The sequence below is a fragment of the Rhodococcus sp. P4_F3_2 genome, from assembly GCF_056401335.1.
This window is the reverse complement of sequence record NZ_JBFUJN010000005.1, coordinates 138,061-158,126: the sequence shown is the minus strand read 5'-3', so window position 1 is coordinate 158,126 and position 20,066 is coordinate 138,061. Positions and strand designations below refer to the sequence as shown.

Here is a 20,066-nt window from a genome sequence, read left to right as displayed (position 1 = left end):
TTTCCAGGTGTTTGTGTGTTGCCAGGTACCTGCGCTTCGGCTTCAGCCTAGKGGAGCACATAATCTTCGTCATCGTGTGTTCCGTTAACAACCCCGCGCCCCAGCTCCCGATCATCGATTCGGGGGCGTTGACCCGATGCCGTCATCGGGTGCGTCTGGACGGGTTGTTTCCCGGGAAATCGGCTTCGGAACCCGTCGACACCGGCGTCAAGCAGCGCCAGGATGCCGCGATCGCGAAGCGCGCGGAGATCGCCGAACTCGTGATCGGCGCTGCTCCCGAGCGTTGGGTGAAGATCAACCCCGATCAATCGGCGTCGGCTCAGGCTCGTGACACTCTTGCTGCCTGTGAGGCCGGCGCGGACCGGATCTGGGGCGCGGTCTTGCCCGTCGAGCGCGACACCGGACGCAAGGGCCGCTGCGAAATGCTCATCCGTGACGACGAGGGCGGCGGGTACATCCCCGTCATTGTCGTCAATCACAAGGTGACCGATCCCGGCCAGGGCGCGATCACCTCGGGGCTCTTCGAATGGGAGCCCGCGGTCGATCCCAAGCGCAAGGTCCGCAGTCAGGTCCGCGATCAGATGCGCGTCGCGCAGGTCTATCGGATGCTCGAGCGTCGTGGGCTGGCGAGCCCGTCGCTCACGGCAGGCGCGATCGGATACAACGGAGACTGCGTCCTCGTCCACGACCTCAGTGCGATTCTCGACGATTACGACGAGCGTTTCGCCGACCGTATCGCTGTTGCCCGCGGTGAGGTGCTGACGTCCCCTTCACAGGTGAGCGAGTGCAAGTCGTGCCCGTGGTGGACCGAATGCAAGCAGGAGTTGGTTCGCAACCGCGATGTCAGCCTGGTGGCTGTCGGATCGCGAGCGGAGCTTCTGCGCGACGTCGGCTGCAACACGATCGATCAGCTGGCCGCATGGGACGGTGAGCCGCTCGAGGATTGGCCGCACGGAAATTTCGACGACGCAGTAGTGATCGCCAAGGCGTGGTTGGCAGATGCTCCGTTGGTGCGGCGGTTCGAGAAGATCTCGGTGACTCGGGCGGACATCGAGATCGACGTCGACATGGAGAGCTATCAGGAGCACGGGGCCTACCTGTGGGGAACGCTGCTCAATGTCGGTGGCTTCTCGATGTATCGAGGATTTGCGACGTGGGATCCGCTGCCGACGCGTGACGAGGCGCGGTCGTTCGCGGAGTTCTGGGGCTGGCTGATGGCGGAGCGTGCCGCAGCCGCTGCTTCGGGTAAAACCTTTGCCGCATACTGCTATTCGCGTTCGGCCGAGGACAAGTGGTTGTTGGACTCGGCGCGCAGGTTTGCCGGCGAGCCCGGGATTCCGAGCAAGGACGAGATTCGTGAGTTCATCGACAGTCCGCAGTGGGTCGACATCTATCAAGCGGTGAGTGATCAGTTCATCTGCCCGAACGGCAAGGGACTCAAGAAGATTGCCCCCGTCGCCGGGTTCAACTGGCGTGACGCCGAAGCCGGTGGTGAAGCGTCGATGGCGTGGTACCGCGAGGCGGTCGGCTACGACGGTGAGCCCGACGAGACGCAGCGGACACGCATCCTGCAATACAACGAGGATGATGTCATCGCCACCAAGGTCCTACGTGAGTGGATGACGGACCGCGCGGAGAAGGAAATTCCGCTGGCTTCCGAGTTGTAGCGCTGATCCGTTCTGTCGCTATTGTCTGAAACATCCTATTTAACAGTGTGTTTCAATTCGTAGTTTCTCGTCATCGTGTGCCCCGAACCCGCATCCGCGCTACCTTCATCTGGTCGGCTCCACGATGGAGGGTGTTGCATGCTGAGCAGGCTGACTTCGAGTGCGAGCGACGCCGAACTGTCTGACGTCGAGCGGCGCGACCTCTTCGCACGCCAGATACTGCAGGTGACGACGGTCGCGCCACTGGCCAACATGGTCAATGTATTCAGCGTGTGCGCTCTGCTTGCGTATGTCATACCTCCCGGTCACAACGAGTTTCGGGTGATCTGGGGTGCCGCGGCCTTCTTGGTTGTCCTCAATTCGGTGCGCGTCTGGATACCGCGAGTCGTCCTGAAGGGCCGGTACACGCCCAAACATACGACGAGGTACGACTACTGGGCGCTCATGCTCGAGGTGATCCTGCTTGGGCTTCTGCTTGTCGTTCTCGCCGCCGTGATGCTTCCCGTGGCGGACAACTCGCGAAAGCTTGTGCTTATAGCGACATTCGCCGGAGTCATGGGCGCCGGCGCCGTGGCATTGTCGACGGTTCGGTCGATAGCGGTAGCGTGGATTCTGGTGCACAGCATCGGATTGCTCGTCGTTATCCTGCCTAAGAGAACCACGGAATACACTGTCCTCTCGTTCCAGTTGGTCGTTTACTCGGTGACACTGATTATCGGCGTCGTGTACCTCTGGGCGTCGTTCCGAAGTCGTTGTCTTGCCGAGTTCGAGGCTGCTGCCGAGCGCCAGACGGTCAGTTTGCTTCTCGACGATTTCGAGGGCGGGTCACGCGACTGGCTGTGGGAAGTCGACACCACCGGGACGTTGTCGCACACCTCCGCTCGGCTGTCGCAGATCTCGGGAGTCTCCGTCTCCGACCTGCGAACCCTGTCGCTGCGCGGATTGTTGGATCGGCTCGACGTCGGTTCGACGAAGAGTGGTCGAGCCGCGGTCCACGTCATCGGAGATCACCTCGACCGCCTCATGCCGTTTCGAGAGGTCGTCATTCCCGTTCGTGTCGGCGGCGTCGACCGATGGTGGTCTCTGTCGGGTCATCCCAGGCTTTCCGAGGCCATGGAGTTCGTGGGTTGGCGAGGCGTGGGCTCGGACATCACCGAGAAGTACAACTACGAGCGGCGAATTCTTTGGCTTGCTGCAACCGACGGACTGACCGGGCTCCCGAATCGCCGGACGTTCGGCACGGAGCTGTCCGACGCGCTCGGCGCTGTCCGGACCGGCGAGCAGGTTCTTGTCGGCATCCTCGACCTGGACAATTTCAAGTCGGTGAACGACACGTTAGGGCACCCCGTCGGCGACAAACTGTTGATTTCCGTTGCTGCACGGCTCAATCGGGTGGTCGACGGTGCCATGTGCGCCCGAATCGGTGGCGACGAATTCGGCGTCGTCTTGCGGGGAACAGGGGACGGCGGCGAGGTGTTTGCTCGCTATCTGGGTGCATTGCGTGAGCCGTTTTTCGTGCGGGGGAATCGCATCGAGGTTCGTGCATCGATCGGTTATGCCAGCTCACCGGCAGATTCCGAAGACGCGGACACGCTTGTCATGTCCGCCGACCTGGCGCTGTATGCCGCAAAATCCGCCGGCAAGAACCGGGTCGGAAGATACTCGCCGGTGCTGCGCGCGCGGGCCAGGGAACGAGCATCGGCCCTGCAAGAGCTTGGGCTCGCGATCGAGTCTCGGCAGTTCGAGCTGTACTACCAACCGCAGGTTCGTGCGGACACCGGCCGCGTCGAGGGTTTCGAGGCACTGCTGCGCTGGAACCATCCGGTGCGGGGAGTGCTTGCGCCGCGCATTTTCATCGATGTCGCGGAAGAGACGGGTTTGATTGTCCCGCTGGGGCTTCAGGTTTTACACATGGCCTGCGCCGAAGCGACGACCTGGCCCGATGACACCTATGTGACGGTGAACGTCTCTCCGGTGCAACTGATGTCGTCCGGCTTCGGATCAGCAGTCAACGATGCGCTGGAGGCATCCGGTCTGTCCAGCAAACGGCTTCAGCTGGAAATCACAGAGACGGGAGCGGTAGAGGAGCTTGCCGTCGCCGAGCTGGATCGCCTGCGTGCCACCGGAATTGCGATTGCCCTGGACGACTTCGGAACTGGCTATTCGTCTTTCGAGAGTTTGAAGAAACTGCCGTTGGACATTCTCAAGATCGACCGGTCGTTCATCACCGAACTGAGCGAGGGTGATTCGGCAGTTGTCACTTCGGTGGTCGAGGTGGCGAAGGCGCTCGGTATGCAGTCATTGGCGGAAGGCGTGGAGACGGCCGACCAATTGAGTCTCTTGCGTACCGCCGGTTGCGAATTGGTTCAGGGTTACTACGTCAGCCGACCGATGCCGGCGACGGAAGTGGCCGAGTACCTCAGCGCAACTGCCCAATCCAGCGGTGGGTACCCCCCCCACAGCAGGGAGGTTAGCGCGGCGCCATGCGGAGAGCGCCGTCCATGCGGATGGTCTCGCCGTTGAGGTAGTCGTGCTCGACGATCATCTGCGCGAGCTGCGCGTACTCGGACGGCTGGCCCAGGCGGGACGGGAACGGAACGCCGGCCTCGAGGCCCTTGCGGTACTCGTCGGTGACGCCTGCGAGCATCGGGGTGTCGATGATGCCGGGGGCGATGGTGTTGACGCGGATGCCGAACTGCGCGAGGTCACGGGCAGCCGGAACAGTCATGCCGTGCACGCCGCCCTTGGAAGCGGAGTACGCGATCTGGCCGATCTGTCCTTCGAAGGCAGCAACGGAAGCGGTGTTGATGACGACGCCACGCTGGCCGGACTCGTCGACGGCCTCGGTCTTGGAGATGGCGTCGGCCGCGAGGCGCATGACGTTGAAGGTGCCGAGCAGGTTGACGGTGATGACCGTGCGGAACAGCTCGAGGTCGTGCGGACCCTTCTTGGACAGGATGCGTCCGGCCCAGCCGACACCGGCACAGTTGACGACGATACGCAGCGGCGAGCCCGACTCGACGATCTGGTTGATCGCTGCTTCGACGTCTTCGCCGCTGGTCACGTCGGTGGGGATGAGGGTGACGCCGGCGGGGACGTTGTCGCCTGCGCGCTCGATCGACGCGGGCAGATCCAGGCCGAAGACGGTAGCGCCGGCGTCGGCGAGGCGCTTGGCTGTTGCGGCGCCGAGGCCTGATGCCGCTCCGGTGACCAGTGCTGCGGTTCCCTTGATTTCCACTTCGTGTGCTCCTCGAGTTAGCGATCGGTAAGGCGGTGGTGCGTGTCGAGAACCATAACGCGAGGGTGTATGTGAGGGCGAACGCGCGAGACCCGCGTAGGGCTGGGTACCTTGGACGCGAGGTCTGAGAGCAAAGCACCGGACGAGAGGGGACCTGCGTGAGCAAGGCGCCTGTGCGTCCCGCCGCTTCTGTCGAGAATTTCGAGCGGTTGCAGCGCGACCCGCTCTTCGAAGATCTTGCCGAGCTGATTGCCGAGGTTCTCTCCTACGCGTTCGATGCGCCGGCCGCCGTCGAGATCGAACAGTGGACGATCAGTTGCCTGCCGTCGACAAATCGATCGGCGGAGCGCCATCGCTTGTTCACACTCAACATCGGTCCGATGGAGATTCTGAGCGTCGAGTGCCATCTGGTCGGCGGTAAGCCGATCGAGCACGTCATGTCCGTATACGTATCCAGTTCGGCACTGGAATCGCGAACCGGCTGCAGCATCGAAGAACTCGATGACAAGCACGATCTGGTCGCCATCAGACGCACCGAGTTGGCGTCCGCCGACGGCGACGGGACCGTGATCGACTGCAGTCTCGAGGACTCGGATGCGTTGGAACAGTTTGCTCAACTGCCCGTCGACATGACGACGGTTCGTCCGCTCGCGGAGCATCTTGTTGCCAAGGGCAAGGGCCCATTTCGGCAGTATCACAACTCCGGATTCGCCAAATATGTACTGGAAAGGTCGCTCGACCATGGTTGATCAGTTGCCCATCCGCCTCCCGCGTGTGCTGCGAGACGGGGACGATGCCGGCGCGGTCGACGTGCTGCAGGAATACTTCACGAGGCCGCTCCGAAAGACGGGCTATCTCCGTACCGGTGCGCTGTGGGATTCCTGGGATCCCAGTGGCGACCGCGATCGTGATGCGAACATCTTCACCGCGGAAGATCTTGTTGCGGTGACGCTTCTGTCGGTTCAGGTTCCGGCGCAGGGAGCCTTCTTCCTACTCGGGGAGAACAATGCCGAACTGAATCGACTCCTGGCCGCCGTGGGCCCCGATCGCGATCTGTCGAACGAACCCGATCCCTTCACTCCGGAATCTCCGGTGTGGCGGTTGGAGACGGCGCTTCGAGAGATTCACGGCGTCGGGCGAACCATGGCGTCCAAACTGATCGCACGTAAGCGTCCGCGGCTCTACCCGATTTACGACGACGTCATCGGGCGGGAGTTGGGAACGAAGGCTGCCCATCTGGAACCGGTACGAGAGGCCTTGCACGACGGAGAATTACACGGGCGATTGCTCGACTTGCGAGTTCGTGCCGGACTGGACGATGCCATTCCGGCGATCCGGGTGCTGGATGTGCTCGCCTGGATGCAGGGTAAGGGATACAAACCGGCACTCTAGCTTTCTTGTCGGTGGGCAGGTCTAGTGTCGAATGTATGTTCGATAATGGATCGACGGGCGGTGTGGGGGCAGTCGTAGATGACGGCCGTCCTGTCGTCGATCCACTCGTGCTGCCGGACATGCTCTTTGCCACGGCGCAGAGCGAGAACATGTTGGCCGCACAGAAGGTGCTCGGTGCATCGATGTTGTCGGAGTCGAGATTCAATGCGGAACTCGACGTGTCCGGTGATGTCGACAAGGCGTGGCGGATCGCGTGCAACGAGATCGCGGTCATGCTCACGTGTTCGCGGCGCACAGCCGAAGTTCACATCGAGATCGGTGACGCCTTGCGCGAGTTCCTTCCGCTCACCAAGGCTGCATTTGCTGCCGGCGAGCTGGACTATGCGCGTGTGCGCAAGATTGTCGACGGACTCACCGGGGCCGCCCCCGAGGCGATCGCAGCACTCGAGCGCCGGGTACTTGCCTCCGCGCACCGTCTTCCGCCCGGGCAACTGGAGCGCGACATTGAACGTCAGCTCTTTGCCTACGATCCGGACGCTGCCGCCGAACGTCGCCGGAAAATGCTGGAACACCGCGATGTTCGCACGCGTGCAGACCGTCACGGACTCGCCCAGTTGCAGGCAACACTCAGCGCGAACGAGGCTGTCGAAGCGCTTGGCCTGATCAACGAGGCCGCCGGAAGCGTCTGCAACCACGATCCACGAAATGCCTCGACGCGCCGGGCCGACGCGCTGGTTGCTCTCCTGCACGGTGAGAACGGGCTGACTTGCCAGTGTGGCAGCGAAACGTGCGAGGCAGCATCCCCATCAGGTCGATCAACTGCGCCCTCACGTCGGAAGCCGTTGCTGCACATCGTGTGCGATCTGGCGACGCTCCTCGGGTTGACGTCAGATCCCGCGAGTATCGACGGGTACGGGCCAATCGATCCCGACTTTGCTCGCGAGCTTGCCGCCGATTCCACTTGGCAGGCACTGTTTGTCGACTTTCGCTCTCAGGCCGCCGGGAATCGACCGCGTCGGCAACATGCACCGACTGTCCTGCCGCTTGTCACCCGACGTGATCGCCTGAGTCGCGAACCGAAAGGCTGCGGAGATCGGATTCGGGCGATGCAACGGTTGGTCGCGCGAGCCCCGGACATAGTTCGAAGATCGGATGGGCATGGCGCCCAGCCCGATCCACCTCCCGGCGCGCTGACCTATGCTCCGGGAGCGGCTCTGGCCGCATTGGTGCGGGCCGTCGACGGTCACTGCCGATTTCCTGGCTGTTCGGTGCCCGCGAGCAGGTGCCAACTCGACCACATCACCGAGTTCGATCCTTCCGATCCGAGACGCGGTGGGTGGACCATTGCGAGCAACCTCCAATGCCTGTGTCGTCATCACCATCAGGTGAAGACCTACAGGTTGTGGACGCCGGTAATGCTCGTGGATCGTGCCATTCACTGGACCGATAAAACCAGCGGGTTGACGACTGTCACGGTTCCGGAGAGGCGCTGACTTCGAAGATGGTCTCCAGACCGTCTTCTTCGTCCCACTGCTCACCGACTTCGTTGAAACCGTACTGGCTGATCAGATTTCGCGATGCGATGTTGTCCGGGCTGATGGTCGCTCGAACGATGTGCACTTCGGATTGGCGACTCGCGACGTCGAGAAGTATCTCGAGGGCAGTTCGAGCGTAGCCCAGTCGCCGGAATGCCGGGTCGATGCGATATCCGATCTCCACCATCCCGCGCGCGTCGGGGCGACCGTGGAATCCGGCCAGCCCCACCGGCGTCGAGGTGCGGGCATCGACGGCGATGCGGGTGATCCACGCGCTGTCGAGTGGGTTCCCGGTTATCTGCGTGCTCCGGTAGCGCCACAAGCCCTGGCATTCTTCGCCGAGGAGATACGTGGTCAGGAGGTTGGGTTCGAGTTCCATTGCGAGAGTGGCGTTGTCTTCACCCAGTGCGTGTAGGGCGAGTGGTGGAACCCGGATCAGTTGAAGTCCACGTCCGTCGAGTGCCCAGGGTAGTTCGGTAACTGTCACAGGTCGGCGATCGGAGTCGACAGAGTTATGTCGACGCCGATGCTCCGAAGATTGCCGTCCAGAACCTGCCAGATGGAGCGCCCGAGGAACTCGGCCAATTCCGCACTGGTCACATCGGAACCCGGCTGGCTGAGCCAACGGTTGACGCTGACGTCGACCAATCCGATGACGCCGAAAGCCAAGGGCTCCGCCATCTTCGACGGTTTGCCGCGGCTGGCGAGGATCGCACCCAACAGGTTCCCCAATTGGACGGCGATGGCCGTCTTGGTTCCGGTCACCACTTTCGAACCGGTGGCCCGCGTGCTCGGCGAGCCCTTGCCTAAAAAGTGGTGCAGTCGTGGGTATTTCACAATCCACTGGAGGTAGGTCTCGACTGCCCGTGAGATAGCCTCGCCGACCGTGCCTTGCGGCGTGAGGGTGGGTGTCAGGTCGGTCATCATCATCTCGAGGATGCGAACTCGCAGCTGCTCGTCGAGGTCGGCTCGATCCTTGAAGATCCGGTAGACAACGGAACGTGGGACGTCGGCGCGCTCGGCGATCTGCTGGACGCCGACGTCGGCGCCACCTTCGTTGACTGCATCGAGTGCTGCGTCGAGGATCCGCGCTTTGCGCTGCTCCTTGTGATCGTTCCAGCGAGTGCTGCGCCCGTCGGGCTGCGCCGACTCGGCTGTTTTTGTCATAAATCGAACGATACTCACCCCGCCATTGACTGGACAAGATGTCTCACATACTTTGGTGGGACAGCGTGTCACACACAGATACCGTTCTCTTCAGGAGTGGCAATGAGTAACAGGGTTTTTGTCGTCGGCGTCGGCATGACGAAGTTCGAGAAGCCGGGAGCCCGCGAGTGGGACTACCCCGACATGGCACGCGAGTCGGGTACCAAGGCGCTCGAAGACGCGGGTATCGACTACACCGAGGTCGAGCAGGCATACGTCGGCTACGTCTACGGCGAGTCCACCGCAGGTCAGCGGGCTGTCTACGAGCTGGGTCTGACGGGCATCCCCATCGTCAACGTCAACAACAACTGTTCGACGGGATCGACCGCGCTCTACCTCGCCACGCAGGCAGTCAAGAGTGGTCAGGCCGACTGCGCACTGGCGCTGGGCTTCGAGAAGATGCAGTCCGGGTCCCTCGGATCCACCTACGACGACCGTGAACAGCCACTCATGCGGCACCTCCTCGCTCTCGCCGAGCTGCAGGAGTTCGCGATGCCGCCCGCTCCGTACATGTTCGGCGCGGCCGGCGTCGAGCACATGGAACGCTTCGGGACCACTGCAGAGCAGTTCGCGAAGATCGCCGTCAAGAACCACAAGCACTCACTGAACAACCCGTACGCGCAGTTCCAGGACGAGTACACCCTCGAGCAGATCCTCGAAGCACGCCAGATCCACGGGCCGCTCACCAAGCTCCAGTGCTCGCCTACCTCGGACGGATCCGGCGCGGCGATCATCGCCAGCGAAGCATTCGTCGAGAAGCACGGCCTCGCTGCTCAGGCGATCGAGATCGTCGGACAGGCCATGGTCACCGACATGAACAGCACCTTCGAGGACAAGAGCGCGATCAGTCTCGTCGGCGCGGACATGACCCGTAAGGCCGCTGAGAAGGTGTACGCGCAGGCCGGGATCACCGCCGACGACGTCGACGTCATCGAACTCCACGACTGCTTCTCCACCAACGAGTTGCTGACGTACGAGGCACTCGGACTGTGCGCCGAAGGTGACGGCGGCAAGCTCGTCGACGCCGACGACACCACCTACGGCGGACGCTGGGTGGTCAACCCGTCCGGCGGCCTCATCTCCAAGGGTCACCCCCTCGGCGCAACCGGTCTTGCCCAGTGCGCCGAACTCACCTGGCAGCTCCGCGGAACCGCCGACAAGCGCCAGGTCGACGGTGCGAAGGTCGCGCTCCAGCACAACATCGGACTCGGCGGCGCAGTTGTCGTGACCGCATACAAGCCCTACGCACGCTGAATCACACCCACAACCCGCCAGCTACCCACTAGGAGTTTCATCATGGCTTCCGTTTCCGTCTCCGCTGTACTGCCCGCATCCCCCGAGAAGACCTGGGATGCGCTCTCCGACCTGTCTCGCTGGGAAGAGTGGCTCACCATTCACCAGGGCTGGAAGAGTGAACTCCCCACCCAGGTTGCGTTGGGCGCCAAGTTCACCGAGGTCGTCTCCGTGATGGGTATGGCAAACAAGATCGAGTGGACCGTCGAAGAGGTCGAGGTTCCGAAGATGGTCAAGATTGCCGGTACCGGAATGGCCGGCGTCACCGTCGAATTCGTTCTCTCGGTCGAGGCCGACGGTTCCGGTTCGAAGGCAACCGTCGACGCCAGCTTCAAGGGCACCATGATCGTCGGGCCGATCGGCAAGGCAGTAGCCAAGAACGCCAAGGCTGATCTCGAGGCCTCGCTGGCCAAGTTCGCCGAGCTGGTCGGGTAACGGCTCAATGACGACACCGAAGACCAACGCGGTCGAATTCGATACGTCCGGGCTGGACGTATGGACCGACCCGGAGCACTTCGAGGTGACAGCCGAGCGCATCGCTGAATACGCCGCTGCCACCAACGATCCCATCGAGCGACACCTGAAGGGCGAGATCGCTCCACCGGTCTTCGCGGTGGTACCCGTCTTCATGTCGATGGCACCCGCTGCGCTGTCGGTGGCGCCGGTCGAACTGCTGATGAAGCTCGTTCACGGTGAGCAGGACTTCCTGTTCCACCGTCCGATCTACCCCGGTGACCACCTTGTCGCTCGTGCCAAGCCCATCGGATTCGAGGGCCGAGACAACGGATCCACCGTCGTCATCTACGTCGAAACCAAAACCGACAAGGGTGAATTGGTCAACGAGCAGTGGATGACGGCCTTCTTCCGCAAGGTCGACGCGGGCCCCGGACTTGGCGAGAAGGCTCCCGAACACCGATTCGACGACGCTCTTCGCGCTGGTAGTCCCGCAGCGGTGGTGAACCAGCACATCGACGAGGACCAGACATTCCGGTACTCACCGGCTTCCGGCGATCCGATGCCGATTCACCTCGACGAGGAGATCGCTCGGATGTCCGGTCTCCCCGGAATCATCAACCACGGACTGTGCACGATGGCGTTCACGTCGTGGGGAGCCCTGACCGAACTGGCAGGCGGCGAGACCGAGCGGTTGCGCCGTCTCGCAGTGCGATTCGCGAAACCCGTACTCCCGACACAGGACATCGAGACGGTGTTCCACAAGTCGGGTTCGGCAGACGGAGCCACGTCGTACTCGTACGAAACCAGCGCGGTCGGTGACCTCGTCATCAAGGACGGCCTCGCGGTCATCGCCGACAAATGAGTCTTCATGTCCGACAACTGAACTGATGGGAATCTGAACTGATGGGAAGTCTCGACGGTCGCGTAGCGATCATCACCGGAGCAGGACGCGGCATCGGCCGTGAGCATGCGCTGCTCTTCGCTCGTGAGGGTGCGAGCGTCGTGGTCAACGATCTCGGCGGCGCAAACGACGGATCGGGCGCAGATGCCGGCCCGGCGCAGCAGGTAGTCGACGAGATCGTCGCTGCAGGCGGTAAGGCCGTTGCCAACACCGACAACATCGCCACCTGGGACGGCGCCGAGGGCCTCGTCAAGCAGGCCGTCAGCGAGTTCGGCCGACTCGACGTACTGGTCAACAACGCGGGCATTCTCCGTGACGCCTTCATCGCCGGTATGGACGAGAGCCAGTGGGACGCAGTCATTGCCGTGCACCTCAAGGGTCACGCGGCGACGCTGCACCACGCTGCCGCGTACTGGAAGGACCAGAGCAAGGCAGGCGAGACCGTCAACGCTTCGGTCATCAACACCGCTTCGGCTTCGGGTACCTTCATGCCCAACGCGGGCCAGGGCAACTACGGCGCCGCCAAGGCGGGCATCGCAGCCCTGACTCTGGTGGCCGCTGACGAGCTCGATCGATACGGCGTACGTGTCAACGCTATTGCGCCGATCGCGCGTACTCGGCTGACGCTGGCGACACCCGGTATGGGCGCGTTGTTCGCCGCCGAGGTCCCCGAGGGTGAGTTCGACGCGTTTGCGCCGTCCAACATCTCCCCGCTGGTGGCCTATCTTGCGGCAGCGGATTGCAAGCTGACCGGCAAGGTGTATGCCGTTCAGGGTGGGGCCATCACGGAACTCGCCGGCTGGCACGGTGTGAACACCATCGAGAGCGAGGGTCCCTGGACCACCGCCGACCTCGCAGAACGTCTGTAAGCGCATGGCACGCAACGCATACGAACTCGGCCTCGGGCTGAGTGAGGAGCACACCGCACTCGCAGATTCGGTGCGGTCATTCGCCGAGCGCACCATCACTACCGAGCAGGTGCGCGCGGCGGTGGAGTCGAGGACCGAGGACAAGTTCCCCGAGTTCTGGACGGCACTGGTCGGGCAAGACCTTCTCGGGCTCGCGGTTCCGGAAGAACAGGGTGGTCACGGCGCCGGTCTGCAGACCTTGGCGGTGGCACTGGAAGCATTGGGCCGCACTGTCTCTCCCGGCCCGTTTGTTCCGACGGTATTGGCAAGCGCCGTTCTCGGCGCCGCTGATTCCAAGGCGGGACCCGAGTTCCTGCCGGGCCTGATCGACGGAAGTCGTACGGCAGCAGTCGCCTTGGGTGCACCGTTGACGGCCGAGTCGTCGGACGGCGGATACAAGATCACGGGCGCACTCGACGGTGTGCTCGGCGGTGAACATGCCGACGTGCTGCTGGTCCCGATCCAGTTGCCCGAGGGTGTCCGCTACGCGGTGCTCGAGAGCAGCGCAGTCGCGATCACCGTGCAGGACAGCATCGACGTGCTGCGCGGCAGTGCGCGGATCGAAGCTGACAATGTTCAGATCAGCGCCGAACGGATACTCGACGGTCTCACCGAGGCGCGGGTACGGTCCATTGCCGCAGTCGTTCTCGGTGCCGAAGACGTCGGCGTCATGTCCTGGTGTGTTTCCACTGCGTCGGAGTACGCCAAGACACGCGTGCAGTTCGGGCGACCCATCGGCCAGTTCCAGGGCGTCAAGCACAAGTGTGCGCAGATGGGCATTGCGCTCGAGCAGGCACGCGCCGTTGTGTGGGATGCGGCAAGCGCATTGGACAAGGGCGACGACACGGCAGATTTTGCCGCCGATATCGCCGCAGTCATCGTGCCGGACGCCGCAGTGCAGGTAGCGCAGGATTGTGTGCAGGTCCACGGCGGCATCGGATTCACGTGGGAGCACGACGCCCACCTGTACTACCGCCGCGCGCTCTCGATCCGCGGCATTCTCGGCACCCGCGAGGATCGTGCCAACCGTGTTGCGCAGCAGGCACTTGACGGTGTCAGCCGGGCTTCGGTTCTCGAACTGCCGCCCGAGGCAGAGGAGATCCGCGGCGACATTGCGGCCGAGCTTGCCAAGTTGGTCGAGCTCGACGAGGACGACCAGCTGATCGCGCTCGGCGACGGCGGCTGGGTTCAGCCTCACCTGCCGAAGCCGTACGGGCGCAGCGCCGCTCCGCTAGAGCAGATCGTCATCTCCCAGGAGATCAAGGCTGCAGGTATCTCGATGCCGCAGCTCCTGATGGGCACCTGGGCCGTGCAGGCCGTCGTAGCGCATGGTTCGGACAAGCAGAAGCAGGAATTGGCAATACCGACCCTGCAGGGTGAGCTGGTGTGGTGCCAGCTCTTCAGTGAACCCGGTGCTGGTTCCGACCTCGCGTCATTGTCCACGAAGGCCGAAAAGGTCGACGGCGGTTGGAAGATCACCGGTCAGAAGATCTGGACCACGGTTGCTCAGTTCTCCGACTGGGCAATGCTGATCGCCCGTACGGACGCCACCAAGCCGAAGCATCAGGGCATCACCTACTTCGTGCTCGATATGTCGACACCGGGCATCACCGTCCGCCCGCTGCGTGAGATGACGGGTTCGGCGTTGTTCAACGAGGTGTTCCTCGACGACGTGTTCATCCCCGACGAGAACGTGGTCGGCGAGGTCAACGACGGCTGGAACGTCGCACGTACGACGCTGGCCGGCGAGCGCGTCGCCCTGAGCCAGAAGATGGAGGCGTACGCCTCGGACTCCGATCTGCTGAAGTTCGCGAAGTCGGCAGACCTGAGCCCGATCGGGCGCTACCGCGTCGGCGAGCTGGTGGCCGAGAGTCAGGCGATCGACCTCATCGGCTCCCGCGTTGTGCTCAAGCAACTTTCGGGAATCGACGTGAGTACGACGTCGAGCGTCGGCAAGCTGTTGGCGATGAAGATCAGCCAGTCGATCGCCGAGTTCGTCGTCGCCGAACTGGGTGCTGCCGGAGCGGTCAGCATCCCAGGTCAGCCAAGCGACAAGGCGATGGAGCAGCTCATTTCGGGCCGTGCCACCACCATTTACGGCGGCACAACCGAGGTGCAACTCAACGTGATCGGTGAGCGCATGCTCGGATTGCCGCGAGATTGAGGGTATTGACCGGTGAGGCTCAGTCCTGGATTCTTCTCCAGGGCTGAGCCTCTTCCAGTTCGAAGGCCAATTCGAGGAGCGTGCGCTCGTCGCCGAGATCGGCGGAGAAATGCGAAGCCAACGGCAAACCGTTGCTGGTCTGGTGCATCGGTAGCGAAATCGCGGGACCACCGGAGATGTTGTTGAGCGGTGTGAACGACGTGTACGCGATCAACTTGTCGAAGAGTTCCTCGAAAGGCTGAGCGGGAGAGAGGTATCCGAGTTCAGGGGTGGTGTGCCCCAGGGCCGGCGAGAGCACGACGTCGTACTTCAAGAACATGGCGCTGTACTGCTGCTGGAGGCGTCGCAGGCGGTAGAGCACGCGCGGCGTCTTCACCAGGTTCTTCCGGTACAGCGTGTACAGGCCCTTGGTGAGATTGTCGGTGCCGGACTTGTCGAAGTCGGGCCCGAGCATCTGTTTGCCACCGGTGGAGATGGCAAACGACAAAAAGCCCCAGTAGATGCTGAAGTCGTCGATGAATTCCGGTCCGACTGGCAATGCCGCGTCCTCGACGTGATGGCCAAGGCCGGCAAGGAGTTCAGCCGTAGCTTCGACGGACTTGCGTGTCTCGTCGTCGGTCTTGGTGACCGTCACGGAATCGGTGATCACGCCGACGCGCAGGCGGGTTGAGCTGGGTCCTTCGATCAGGCGAACCGGTGCGAGTCGTGGATTGCGGTAGTAACTTTCGGCCGCTGACATCCATCGTGCGGTGTCACGCACCGTGCGGGTGACGGCGCCCTGAGAGATCAGCCGGATCGGCATCGACTTGTCGGCCGGATCGGCGATGGTACGGCCGCGAGTGGGTTTGAGTCCGACCAGTCCGCAGGCAGCGGCGGGAATGCGAATCGATCCACCACCGTCGTTGGCGTGCGCGATCGGGAGGACTCCGGCAGCAACCAGTGCGGCAGCGCCACCCGAGGAAGCGCCCGACGAGTAGGCCGGGTTCCACGGGTTGTGCACGGGTTCTTCCGTCATGTACTCGGTGGACGCACTGAATCCGAACTCGGGCAGTCGGGTCTTGCCGATCGAAATGGCCCCGGTGGAGAGGAACTGCTTCGCGAAATCGCTGTCAGCCTTGGCGGGGACTGCTGTGAAGGCGGTGCTGCCCTGCTGGGTGGGAAGGCCGGCGCTGTCGGTGTTGTCCTTGATCGCGGTGGGGACGCCGGCGAAGATGCCCGCGGCCGGCCGGTTGCTCCTGGCAAGGGCGCGATCGAAGTCTGTGCAGGCCAAACCATTCAATTGCCCCTGCACTACCTCGGCGCGCGCGATCGACGCCTCCATGACCTCCCGTCCGGTCACCTCGCCTGATTCGATCCGGGCGGCGACGCCGGTGGCGTCGAGATCGCCCAGGGCGTCATCGGTGAATGCGTGGACGGGGGTGTTGGGGCTCATGGGGATCCTTGTCAGGCGGAGGCACTCAGGTCGTCCGTCCAGCATATTGGACGGACGACCCCTGAGTGGCGCTATCTGTGGATTGCGGTATCAGCTACCGAAGATCGTCACAGCCTGCTCTGCTGCCGTCGGTGCCTGCTGGAACAGGCCCTGAGGGATGAACTGCTGAGGAATGAACTGCTGGGGACCCAACTGCTGGAAGTTCGTGACCATCGGGTGGATGACGTTGTTGAATACATCGTTGAACATGTGTTGTGTCCTTCGGTTACAGCGTTTTTCGAACTTCTGACTCCATCGACACTAAGCACGGTTCGGGTGGGTTTCAACGAAAATCACTGATACACAGTCAAGTTCAAGTTCATTGCCAGCTAGGGGCCAGGAATCGGCGTTTCTTCACAGCTTCGACGCGGTGCCGTGCAGATTCTTGGCTGTCGGGGACGTCTCGACGGATTTTGGATCGGGGTACGTGCCCAGTACGCGATCGGCCGTTCCCGCGGTGGTGACGGTGAACCAGTAGTGCTCGTTCTTGAAGTGATGGTTGCGATGGTTGCGCCAAACCGACCGGTAGAGAGCAGTTTTCGGCTTGTAGTCACTGTGGATGAGGAAATGAGTCCACTCGTAGCCGAGACCGAGTACGGAAATGCAGGTCAGGAAGGTCAGCCCGAGTTCGACGCGGGGAAATGCCAGGAGTGCGACGGCAGTCAGGACGGGAATAACGATCAGGAGCGTCTGCCACGGAATGAAGATGAGTGAGACGGTTCGCGGGGCGAAATGGTGCTCCCGATGGCTGCGCGCCAGGCGTGAATCGAGGGTGACGCCGGCAATGGTCCGCGGCTTCCAATGGAGAACGAAGACGTGAATGATCCACTCCACGAAGGGGAATGCGGCAAGCATCACGAGCGGAACAAGGGCGTCGGTGATCTGCCAGTTGCCCAGCGTGAAGCGCGCTACCGCGGCGACCACCAACATCGTGCCGATCATCCAGGGCGTCGGTGACTTACGGAACGTTCGTGCTGCATCGGTCAGAGTGAGAGGCTTGCTCATGGTTTCAGTCCTTCCAGGAAGGTGAGAGCATCGCCGATTGCCGTCGTGCCGGTGTGAAGGAGCTGTGCGGCTGACGCCTCGGCAGTTGACTCGTCGTGTGAAGTGATGGCGGAGGCCAGTTTTCGATACAGGTCGGTCTGGCCGACTTCGGCGACCATGACGGAGGCAAGTGCAGTCATCGCCGGTTCGTATGCAGCGCGCAGGCTGTTGAAGATCAAACGGAAGGCAATGGAATCCGCGCTGTCGACGACGACGTCCCAGAACACCAGAGCGCGGTCTTGCAGCTCCGCCGGATCTTCGGTGGCGCCTAGTTGATCCACGGCCGTGTCGAGTTCTCGGGCAGATTCCGCGGAGATGCGACGGGCGGCCAGCACCGCGATCTGCGGTCCCATCAACTCGCGAGTTTCCAGGACGCTGCGCACCACGGTCAGGTCGGGGACGCCGTCTCGAACCAACAACTGGGGGAGAAGTTCGGGTCCGGCCTGGCGTCGAAAATCTCGCACGGACGTGGACTCGCCCTGGCGGACCTCGACGAGCCCGGCCTGGGCGAGCTTCTGAATTGCCTCGCGGACTGCGGGCCGCGAGACACCGAATGCCTCGGCGAGCTTGCGCTCGCTGGGTAGCGCCTCACCCGCGGCCAACTCTCCGGCCAGCACTTTCACCGAAATCTGGTCGAACACTGCGCCGGAAGCGGAGGTACGTGCAACGGGTTGGAACATGTACTGACCGTAAGCGCTAACTGGTGAGAGGTCAAGTGGTATGACCAGTTACCGTCACTGCAGGTTGCGAGTGGTGTCCGCCAACTTGTTCAGGAAGTCCGTGTAGGTGAGTGCGAATCCGACTTTGTCGTCGTAGTCGAGCGGTGCAACATTGCCGGCGACCACGGCTGGAACACGATCCCACGCCGGGTTGCCCGGCCAGGAGTCGAGATTCTGGGCGACGACGACATCGGCGTCGGCGAGCACATCCGCATTCTCCCAACCGAATTCGGCGCTGTAGCCGCCAATCGCGGCCGACTGGGCGGCGGTGATCGCGTCGTTGGACAAGATCGTGTAACCGAGTGACGACGCTACGTCGACGGTCAGGTTGTTCGGGGTGTTGAACACGAAGAACTTGTCCTCGATCAGCGATACGAAGGCGATCGTCTTGGTCTGCGCGACGGAACCGACGTCGTCGCGGGCAGTGGCGAGAGCGGCTTCGTACCGCGCCTGTGCTGCCGAGGCGGCGGCGGTCTTGCCCAGTAGTGCCAGTTGCTCGCCCATGAATCCCAGAGGCCCGCCGAGTGATTCGGTCTCCTTGTCGGGCGAGCTGCCGTCCTGGATCACCAGAACCGGTGCGATGTCCTCGAAAGTGAGGTTCTGTGACTTGTAGCTCTCGTACCAGCCGACGGAGATGAGGATCAGGTCCGGGTTGTAGCTCAGCACGTCCTCCTTACTGAGATTGCCGCCCAGATGCCCCGCATCGGCAGGGACCTTGGATGCGAGATGGCTCGACTCGTCGTAATCGAGGGCGACGATCGGGTAATCGGCGAGAAGTGCGAACTCGAGGGACGTCCGGGAGTCGATGACAACCACTCGCTGCGGGTCGGCAGGTATCTGGGCGGAGTACCCCGCGAAGCTGTAGTCGATGGTCTCGGCCGAAGGCGAGGGCTGGTCGTCGGACGAGCTGCACGAGGCGAGCGTGCCGATCAGGATCGCGCCGACCGCGAGCGCGATAGACCTGGCAAAACGGCGGCGGTGGTGCATCTGTGGTGTTCTCCAACGTGTTCGAGCAACATGGTTTGCCTTGCCTAACAACGCTAACGTGTCACCCGTGCGGGTTTGGTGCCATTCTGATGCGGTTTCATGACAGGTGAGAACGAGCGGAAGTACGCGGCGGGGGTGTGGCCGATGACCTGCCTGAACAGGTCGATGAACGTTCCAGGGTTGGCATACCCGAGGCCGCGGGCCACGGCGACGACAGGTTTGCCTGCGGCAATCTCGATCAATGCAACGCGGACGCGCACCAGAATTCGCCATTGAGTGAGCGTCGTGCCGGTGTCGGCCTGGAAGCGGCGCATCAAGGTCCGGCCACTCACGCCGATGGTGCGAGCCCAGTCGGAAGTGGTGCGGTCGTCCGCCGGATCGGCGATGATCTGCTGGGCAATCGAAAGAAGGTCAGGCGTTCTCGGCAACGGAATGTCGAGACTCGCGGCCTGAACGGGATGGATGAGGTCGATTGCCACCTGCTGTAGCCGTAGTCGCTTCAGGTCGGGCATGGCGTTGTTCTCGTTGTGTAACAACACCTCCCGAAGTGCACCGGTCATGGGTATGCCGACTATCGAGTCCCAATCGGTGTCGATTCGATCCGGCGTCAGGTACGTCGCGAAGATGACGGCGCCGTCGTCGGAGCGGACGCGGTGCGCAGTGCCGGCAGGAATCCAGATGCCGAGCATCGGCGGAACCATCCGGAGGTGTTCGGACGCTTCGAGTGTGACGGTCCCACCTGCCGACCACAGCAGTTCATGTTCGCGGTGGGTATGGAAATCCCAGACGCCAGTTGCCGTGCTCTTGAACCGGATGGTGCTGACGGACCACGGCTCCGCGACGATCCGGTTCGGGGTGGACACCGGCTCGTTCCACGTCGACGGTTCCAGGGTCGGCGCTCCCCACAACATGATGCCGGGGAAGTCCTGTCGCGAAGGCGTCACGAACCAAGAACGTACCGGCTTCCGGCCGTCGACCGAGGGGGTGCGCGTATCGATGGCTCGATCGAAACAGTGGTTGGCCATGACGCTTCACCGTAACAGCGCAGGTGAGAGTAATTTTAGGTAGCCCTAATTCGGATACCG

At 62.6% G+C, this 20,066-nt stretch carries 19 protein-coding genes; 10 read left to right on the top strand and 9 right to left on the bottom strand.

What is annotated here, in order from left to right:
• Nucleotides 1–110: 110 nt before the first annotated feature.
• Nucleotides 111–1,667 (top strand): TM0106 family RecB-like putative nuclease, encoded by a 1,557-nt coding sequence (locus AC1DWA_RS07085; RefSeq protein WP_029537352.1) that lies wholly within the window; start codon nucleotides 111–113, stop codon nucleotides 1,665–1,667.
• A gap of 138 nt (nucleotides 1,668–1,805) precedes the next feature.
• Nucleotides 1,806–4,190 (top strand): putative bifunctional diguanylate cyclase/phosphodiesterase, encoded by a 2,385-nt coding sequence (locus AC1DWA_RS07080; RefSeq protein ID WP_477916544.1) that lies wholly within the window; start codon nucleotides 1,806–1,808, stop codon nucleotides 4,188–4,190.
• Here AC1DWA_RS07080 and AC1DWA_RS07075 read toward each other — a convergent pair.
• Nucleotides 4,138–4,905, bottom strand: a complete 768-nt coding sequence (locus tag AC1DWA_RS07075; RefSeq protein ID WP_020905712.1) for an SDR family NAD(P)-dependent oxidoreductase — start codon at nucleotides 4,903–4,905, stop codon at nucleotides 4,138–4,140. The genes AC1DWA_RS07080 and AC1DWA_RS07075 overlap by 53 nt on opposite strands.
• A 158-nt stretch (nucleotides 4,906–5,063) precedes the next feature.
• Between AC1DWA_RS07075 and AC1DWA_RS07070 the strand changes: the two genes are divergently transcribed.
• The 3 genes from AC1DWA_RS07070 to AC1DWA_RS07060 are packed head-to-tail and all read left to right on the top strand — an operon-like array spanning nucleotide 5,064 to nucleotide 7,790.
• A complete protein-coding gene (locus AC1DWA_RS07070) occupies nucleotides 5,064–5,654 on the top strand; it encodes a hypothetical protein (RefSeq protein WP_070796739.1) in 591 nt (196 codons plus the stop codon).
• A complete protein-coding gene (locus tag AC1DWA_RS07065; protein ID WP_477846188.1) occupies nucleotides 5,647–6,297 on the top strand; it encodes a DUF6308 family protein in 651 nt (216 codons plus the stop codon). The genes AC1DWA_RS07070 and AC1DWA_RS07065 overlap by 8 nt, the downstream gene beginning before the upstream one ends.
• 35 nt (nucleotides 6,298–6,332) lie before the next feature.
• Entirely contained in the window at nucleotides 6,333–7,790 is a 1,458-nt protein-coding gene (locus AC1DWA_RS07060; RefSeq protein WP_355330820.1) for an HNH endonuclease signature motif containing protein, read from the top strand.
• Here AC1DWA_RS07060 and AC1DWA_RS07055 read toward each other — a convergent pair.
• Together AC1DWA_RS07055 and AC1DWA_RS07050 are read right to left on the bottom strand one after the other, a co-directional pair.
• The gene (locus tag AC1DWA_RS07055; protein ID WP_355330817.1) at nucleotides 7,768–8,319 is read right to left on the bottom strand and encodes a GNAT family N-acetyltransferase; all 552 of its coding nucleotides are present in this window, start codon (nucleotides 8,317–8,319) and stop codon (nucleotides 7,768–7,770) included. The two genes, AC1DWA_RS07060 and AC1DWA_RS07055, sit on opposite strands and share 23 nt — an antisense overlap.
• The gene (locus AC1DWA_RS07050) at nucleotides 8,316–8,999 is read right to left on the bottom strand and encodes a TetR/AcrR family transcriptional regulator (RefSeq protein ID WP_080909309.1); all 684 of its coding nucleotides are present in this window, start codon (nucleotides 8,997–8,999) and stop codon (nucleotides 8,316–8,318) included. The genes AC1DWA_RS07055 and AC1DWA_RS07050 overlap by 4 nt, the downstream gene beginning before the upstream one ends.
• 102 nt (nucleotides 9,000–9,101) lie before the next feature.
• On the opposite strand from AC1DWA_RS07050, the gene AC1DWA_RS07045 reads away from it, so the two are divergent.
• The 5 genes from AC1DWA_RS07045 to AC1DWA_RS07025 are packed head-to-tail and all read left to right on the top strand — an operon-like array spanning nucleotide 9,102 to nucleotide 14,760.
• Nucleotides 9,102–10,292 carry a lipid-transfer protein gene (locus AC1DWA_RS07045; RefSeq protein ID WP_007735955.1) on the top strand — a complete coding sequence of 397 codons (1,191 nt, stop codon included), beginning with the start codon at nucleotides 9,102–9,104 and terminating at the stop codon, nucleotides 10,290–10,292.
• Nucleotides 10,293–10,334: 42 nt separating this feature from the next.
• Entirely contained in the window at nucleotides 10,335–10,766 is a 432-nt protein-coding gene (locus AC1DWA_RS07040) for a type II toxin-antitoxin system Rv0910 family toxin (RefSeq protein WP_355330814.1), read from the top strand.
• A 7-nt stretch (nucleotides 10,767–10,773) separates the two neighbouring features.
• Nucleotides 10,774–11,649, top strand: coding sequence for a MaoC/PaaZ C-terminal domain-containing protein (locus AC1DWA_RS07035; protein ID WP_021342394.1), 876 nt, complete (start codon nucleotides 10,774–10,776; stop codon nucleotides 11,647–11,649).
• A gap of 41 nt (nucleotides 11,650–11,690) precedes the next feature.
• Nucleotides 11,691–12,557 (top strand): SDR family oxidoreductase, encoded by an 867-nt coding sequence (locus AC1DWA_RS07030; protein WP_007735961.1) that lies wholly within the window; start codon nucleotides 11,691–11,693, stop codon nucleotides 12,555–12,557.
• 4 nt (nucleotides 12,558–12,561) lie between these two features.
• The gene (locus AC1DWA_RS07025; protein ID WP_477846187.1) at nucleotides 12,562–14,760 is read left to right on the top strand and encodes an acyl-CoA dehydrogenase; all 2,199 of its coding nucleotides are present in this window, start codon (nucleotides 12,562–12,564) and stop codon (nucleotides 14,758–14,760) included.
• A 19-nt stretch (nucleotides 14,761–14,779) separates the two neighbouring features.
• Here AC1DWA_RS07025 and AC1DWA_RS07020 read toward each other — a convergent pair whose 3' ends face one another.
• From AC1DWA_RS07020 to AC1DWA_RS06995, 6 genes are all read right to left on the bottom strand, one after another.
• Entirely contained in the window at nucleotides 14,780–16,192 is a 1,413-nt protein-coding gene (locus tag AC1DWA_RS07020; protein WP_477846186.1) for an amidase, read from the bottom strand.
• Nucleotides 16,193–16,282: 90 nt separating this feature from the next.
• Nucleotides 16,283–16,441, bottom strand: a complete 159-nt coding sequence (locus AC1DWA_RS07015; protein ID WP_181447567.1) for a hypothetical protein — start codon at nucleotides 16,439–16,441, stop codon at nucleotides 16,283–16,285.
• 144 nt (nucleotides 16,442–16,585) lie between these two features.
• Nucleotides 16,586–17,236: a sterol desaturase family protein gene (locus AC1DWA_RS07010; protein ID WP_477846185.1), complete on the bottom strand. Its 651-nt coding sequence runs from the start codon at nucleotides 17,234–17,236 to the stop codon at nucleotides 16,586–16,588.
• Nucleotides 17,233–17,955, bottom strand: coding sequence for a FadR/GntR family transcriptional regulator (locus AC1DWA_RS07005; protein ID WP_477846184.1), 723 nt, complete (start codon nucleotides 17,953–17,955; stop codon nucleotides 17,233–17,235). Before AC1DWA_RS07005 ends, AC1DWA_RS07010 begins: the two co-directional genes overlap by 4 nt.
• Nucleotides 17,956–18,009: 54 nt before the next feature.
• The gene (locus tag AC1DWA_RS07000) at nucleotides 18,010–18,981 is read right to left on the bottom strand and encodes a TroA family protein (RefSeq protein ID WP_029254172.1); all 972 of its coding nucleotides are present in this window, start codon (nucleotides 18,979–18,981) and stop codon (nucleotides 18,010–18,012) included.
• A gap of 53 nt (nucleotides 18,982–19,034) precedes the next feature.
• A complete protein-coding gene (locus AC1DWA_RS06995) occupies nucleotides 19,035–20,006 on the bottom strand; it encodes a helix-turn-helix domain-containing protein (protein ID WP_477916542.1) in 972 nt (323 codons plus the stop codon).
• Nucleotides 20,007–20,066 lie beyond the last annotated feature (60 nt).

What these genes read in the sequence shown, in the direction of transcription:
- AC1DWA_RS07035 (WP_021342394.1), top strand. Translation starts at nt 10,774, where the DNA reads ATGACGACACCGAAGACCAACGCGGTCGAATTCGATACGTCCGGGCTG.
- AC1DWA_RS07050 (WP_080909309.1), bottom strand. Translation starts at nt 8,999, where the DNA reads ATGACAAAAACAGCCGAGTCGGCGCAGCCCGACGGGCGCAGCACTCGC.
- AC1DWA_RS07060 (WP_355330820.1), top strand. Translation starts at nt 6,333, where the DNA reads ATGTTCGATAATGGATCGACGGGCGGTGTGGGGGCAGTCGTAGATGAC.
- AC1DWA_RS07080 (WP_477916544.1), top strand. Translation starts at nt 1,806, where the DNA reads ATGCTGAGCAGGCTGACTTCGAGTGCGAGCGACGCCGAACTGTCTGAC.
- AC1DWA_RS07045 (WP_007735955.1), top strand. Translation starts at nt 9,102, where the DNA reads ATGAGTAACAGGGTTTTTGTCGTCGGCGTCGGCATGACGAAGTTCGAG.
- AC1DWA_RS07025 (WP_477846187.1), top strand. Translation starts at nt 12,562, where the DNA reads ATGGCACGCAACGCATACGAACTCGGCCTCGGGCTGAGTGAGGAGCAC.
- AC1DWA_RS07015 (WP_181447567.1), bottom strand. Translation starts at nt 16,441, where the DNA reads ATGTTCAACGATGTATTCAACAACGTCATCCACCCGATGGTCACGAAC.
- AC1DWA_RS07000 (WP_029254172.1), bottom strand. Translation starts at nt 18,981, where the DNA reads ATGCACCACCGCCGCCGTTTTGCCAGGTCTATCGCGCTCGCGGTCGGC.
- AC1DWA_RS06995 (WP_477916542.1), bottom strand. Translation starts at nt 20,006, where the DNA reads ATGGCCAACCACTGTTTCGATCGAGCCATCGATACGCGCACCCCCTCG.
- AC1DWA_RS07005 (WP_477846184.1), bottom strand. Translation starts at nt 17,955, where the DNA reads ATGTTCCAACCCGTTGCACGTACCTCCGCTTCCGGCGCAGTGTTCGAC.
- AC1DWA_RS07065 (WP_477846188.1), top strand. Translation starts at nt 5,647, where the DNA reads ATGGTTGATCAGTTGCCCATCCGCCTCCCGCGTGTGCTGCGAGACGGG.
- AC1DWA_RS07020 (WP_477846186.1), bottom strand. Translation starts at nt 16,192, where the DNA reads ATGAGCCCCAACACCCCCGTCCACGCATTCACCGATGACGCCCTGGGC.
- AC1DWA_RS07040 (WP_355330814.1), top strand. Translation starts at nt 10,335, where the DNA reads ATGGCTTCCGTTTCCGTCTCCGCTGTACTGCCCGCATCCCCCGAGAAG.
- AC1DWA_RS07030 (WP_007735961.1), top strand. Translation starts at nt 11,691, where the DNA reads ATGGGAAGTCTCGACGGTCGCGTAGCGATCATCACCGGAGCAGGACGC.
- AC1DWA_RS07010 (WP_477846185.1), bottom strand. Translation starts at nt 17,236, where the DNA reads ATGAGCAAGCCTCTCACTCTGACCGATGCAGCACGAACGTTCCGTAAG.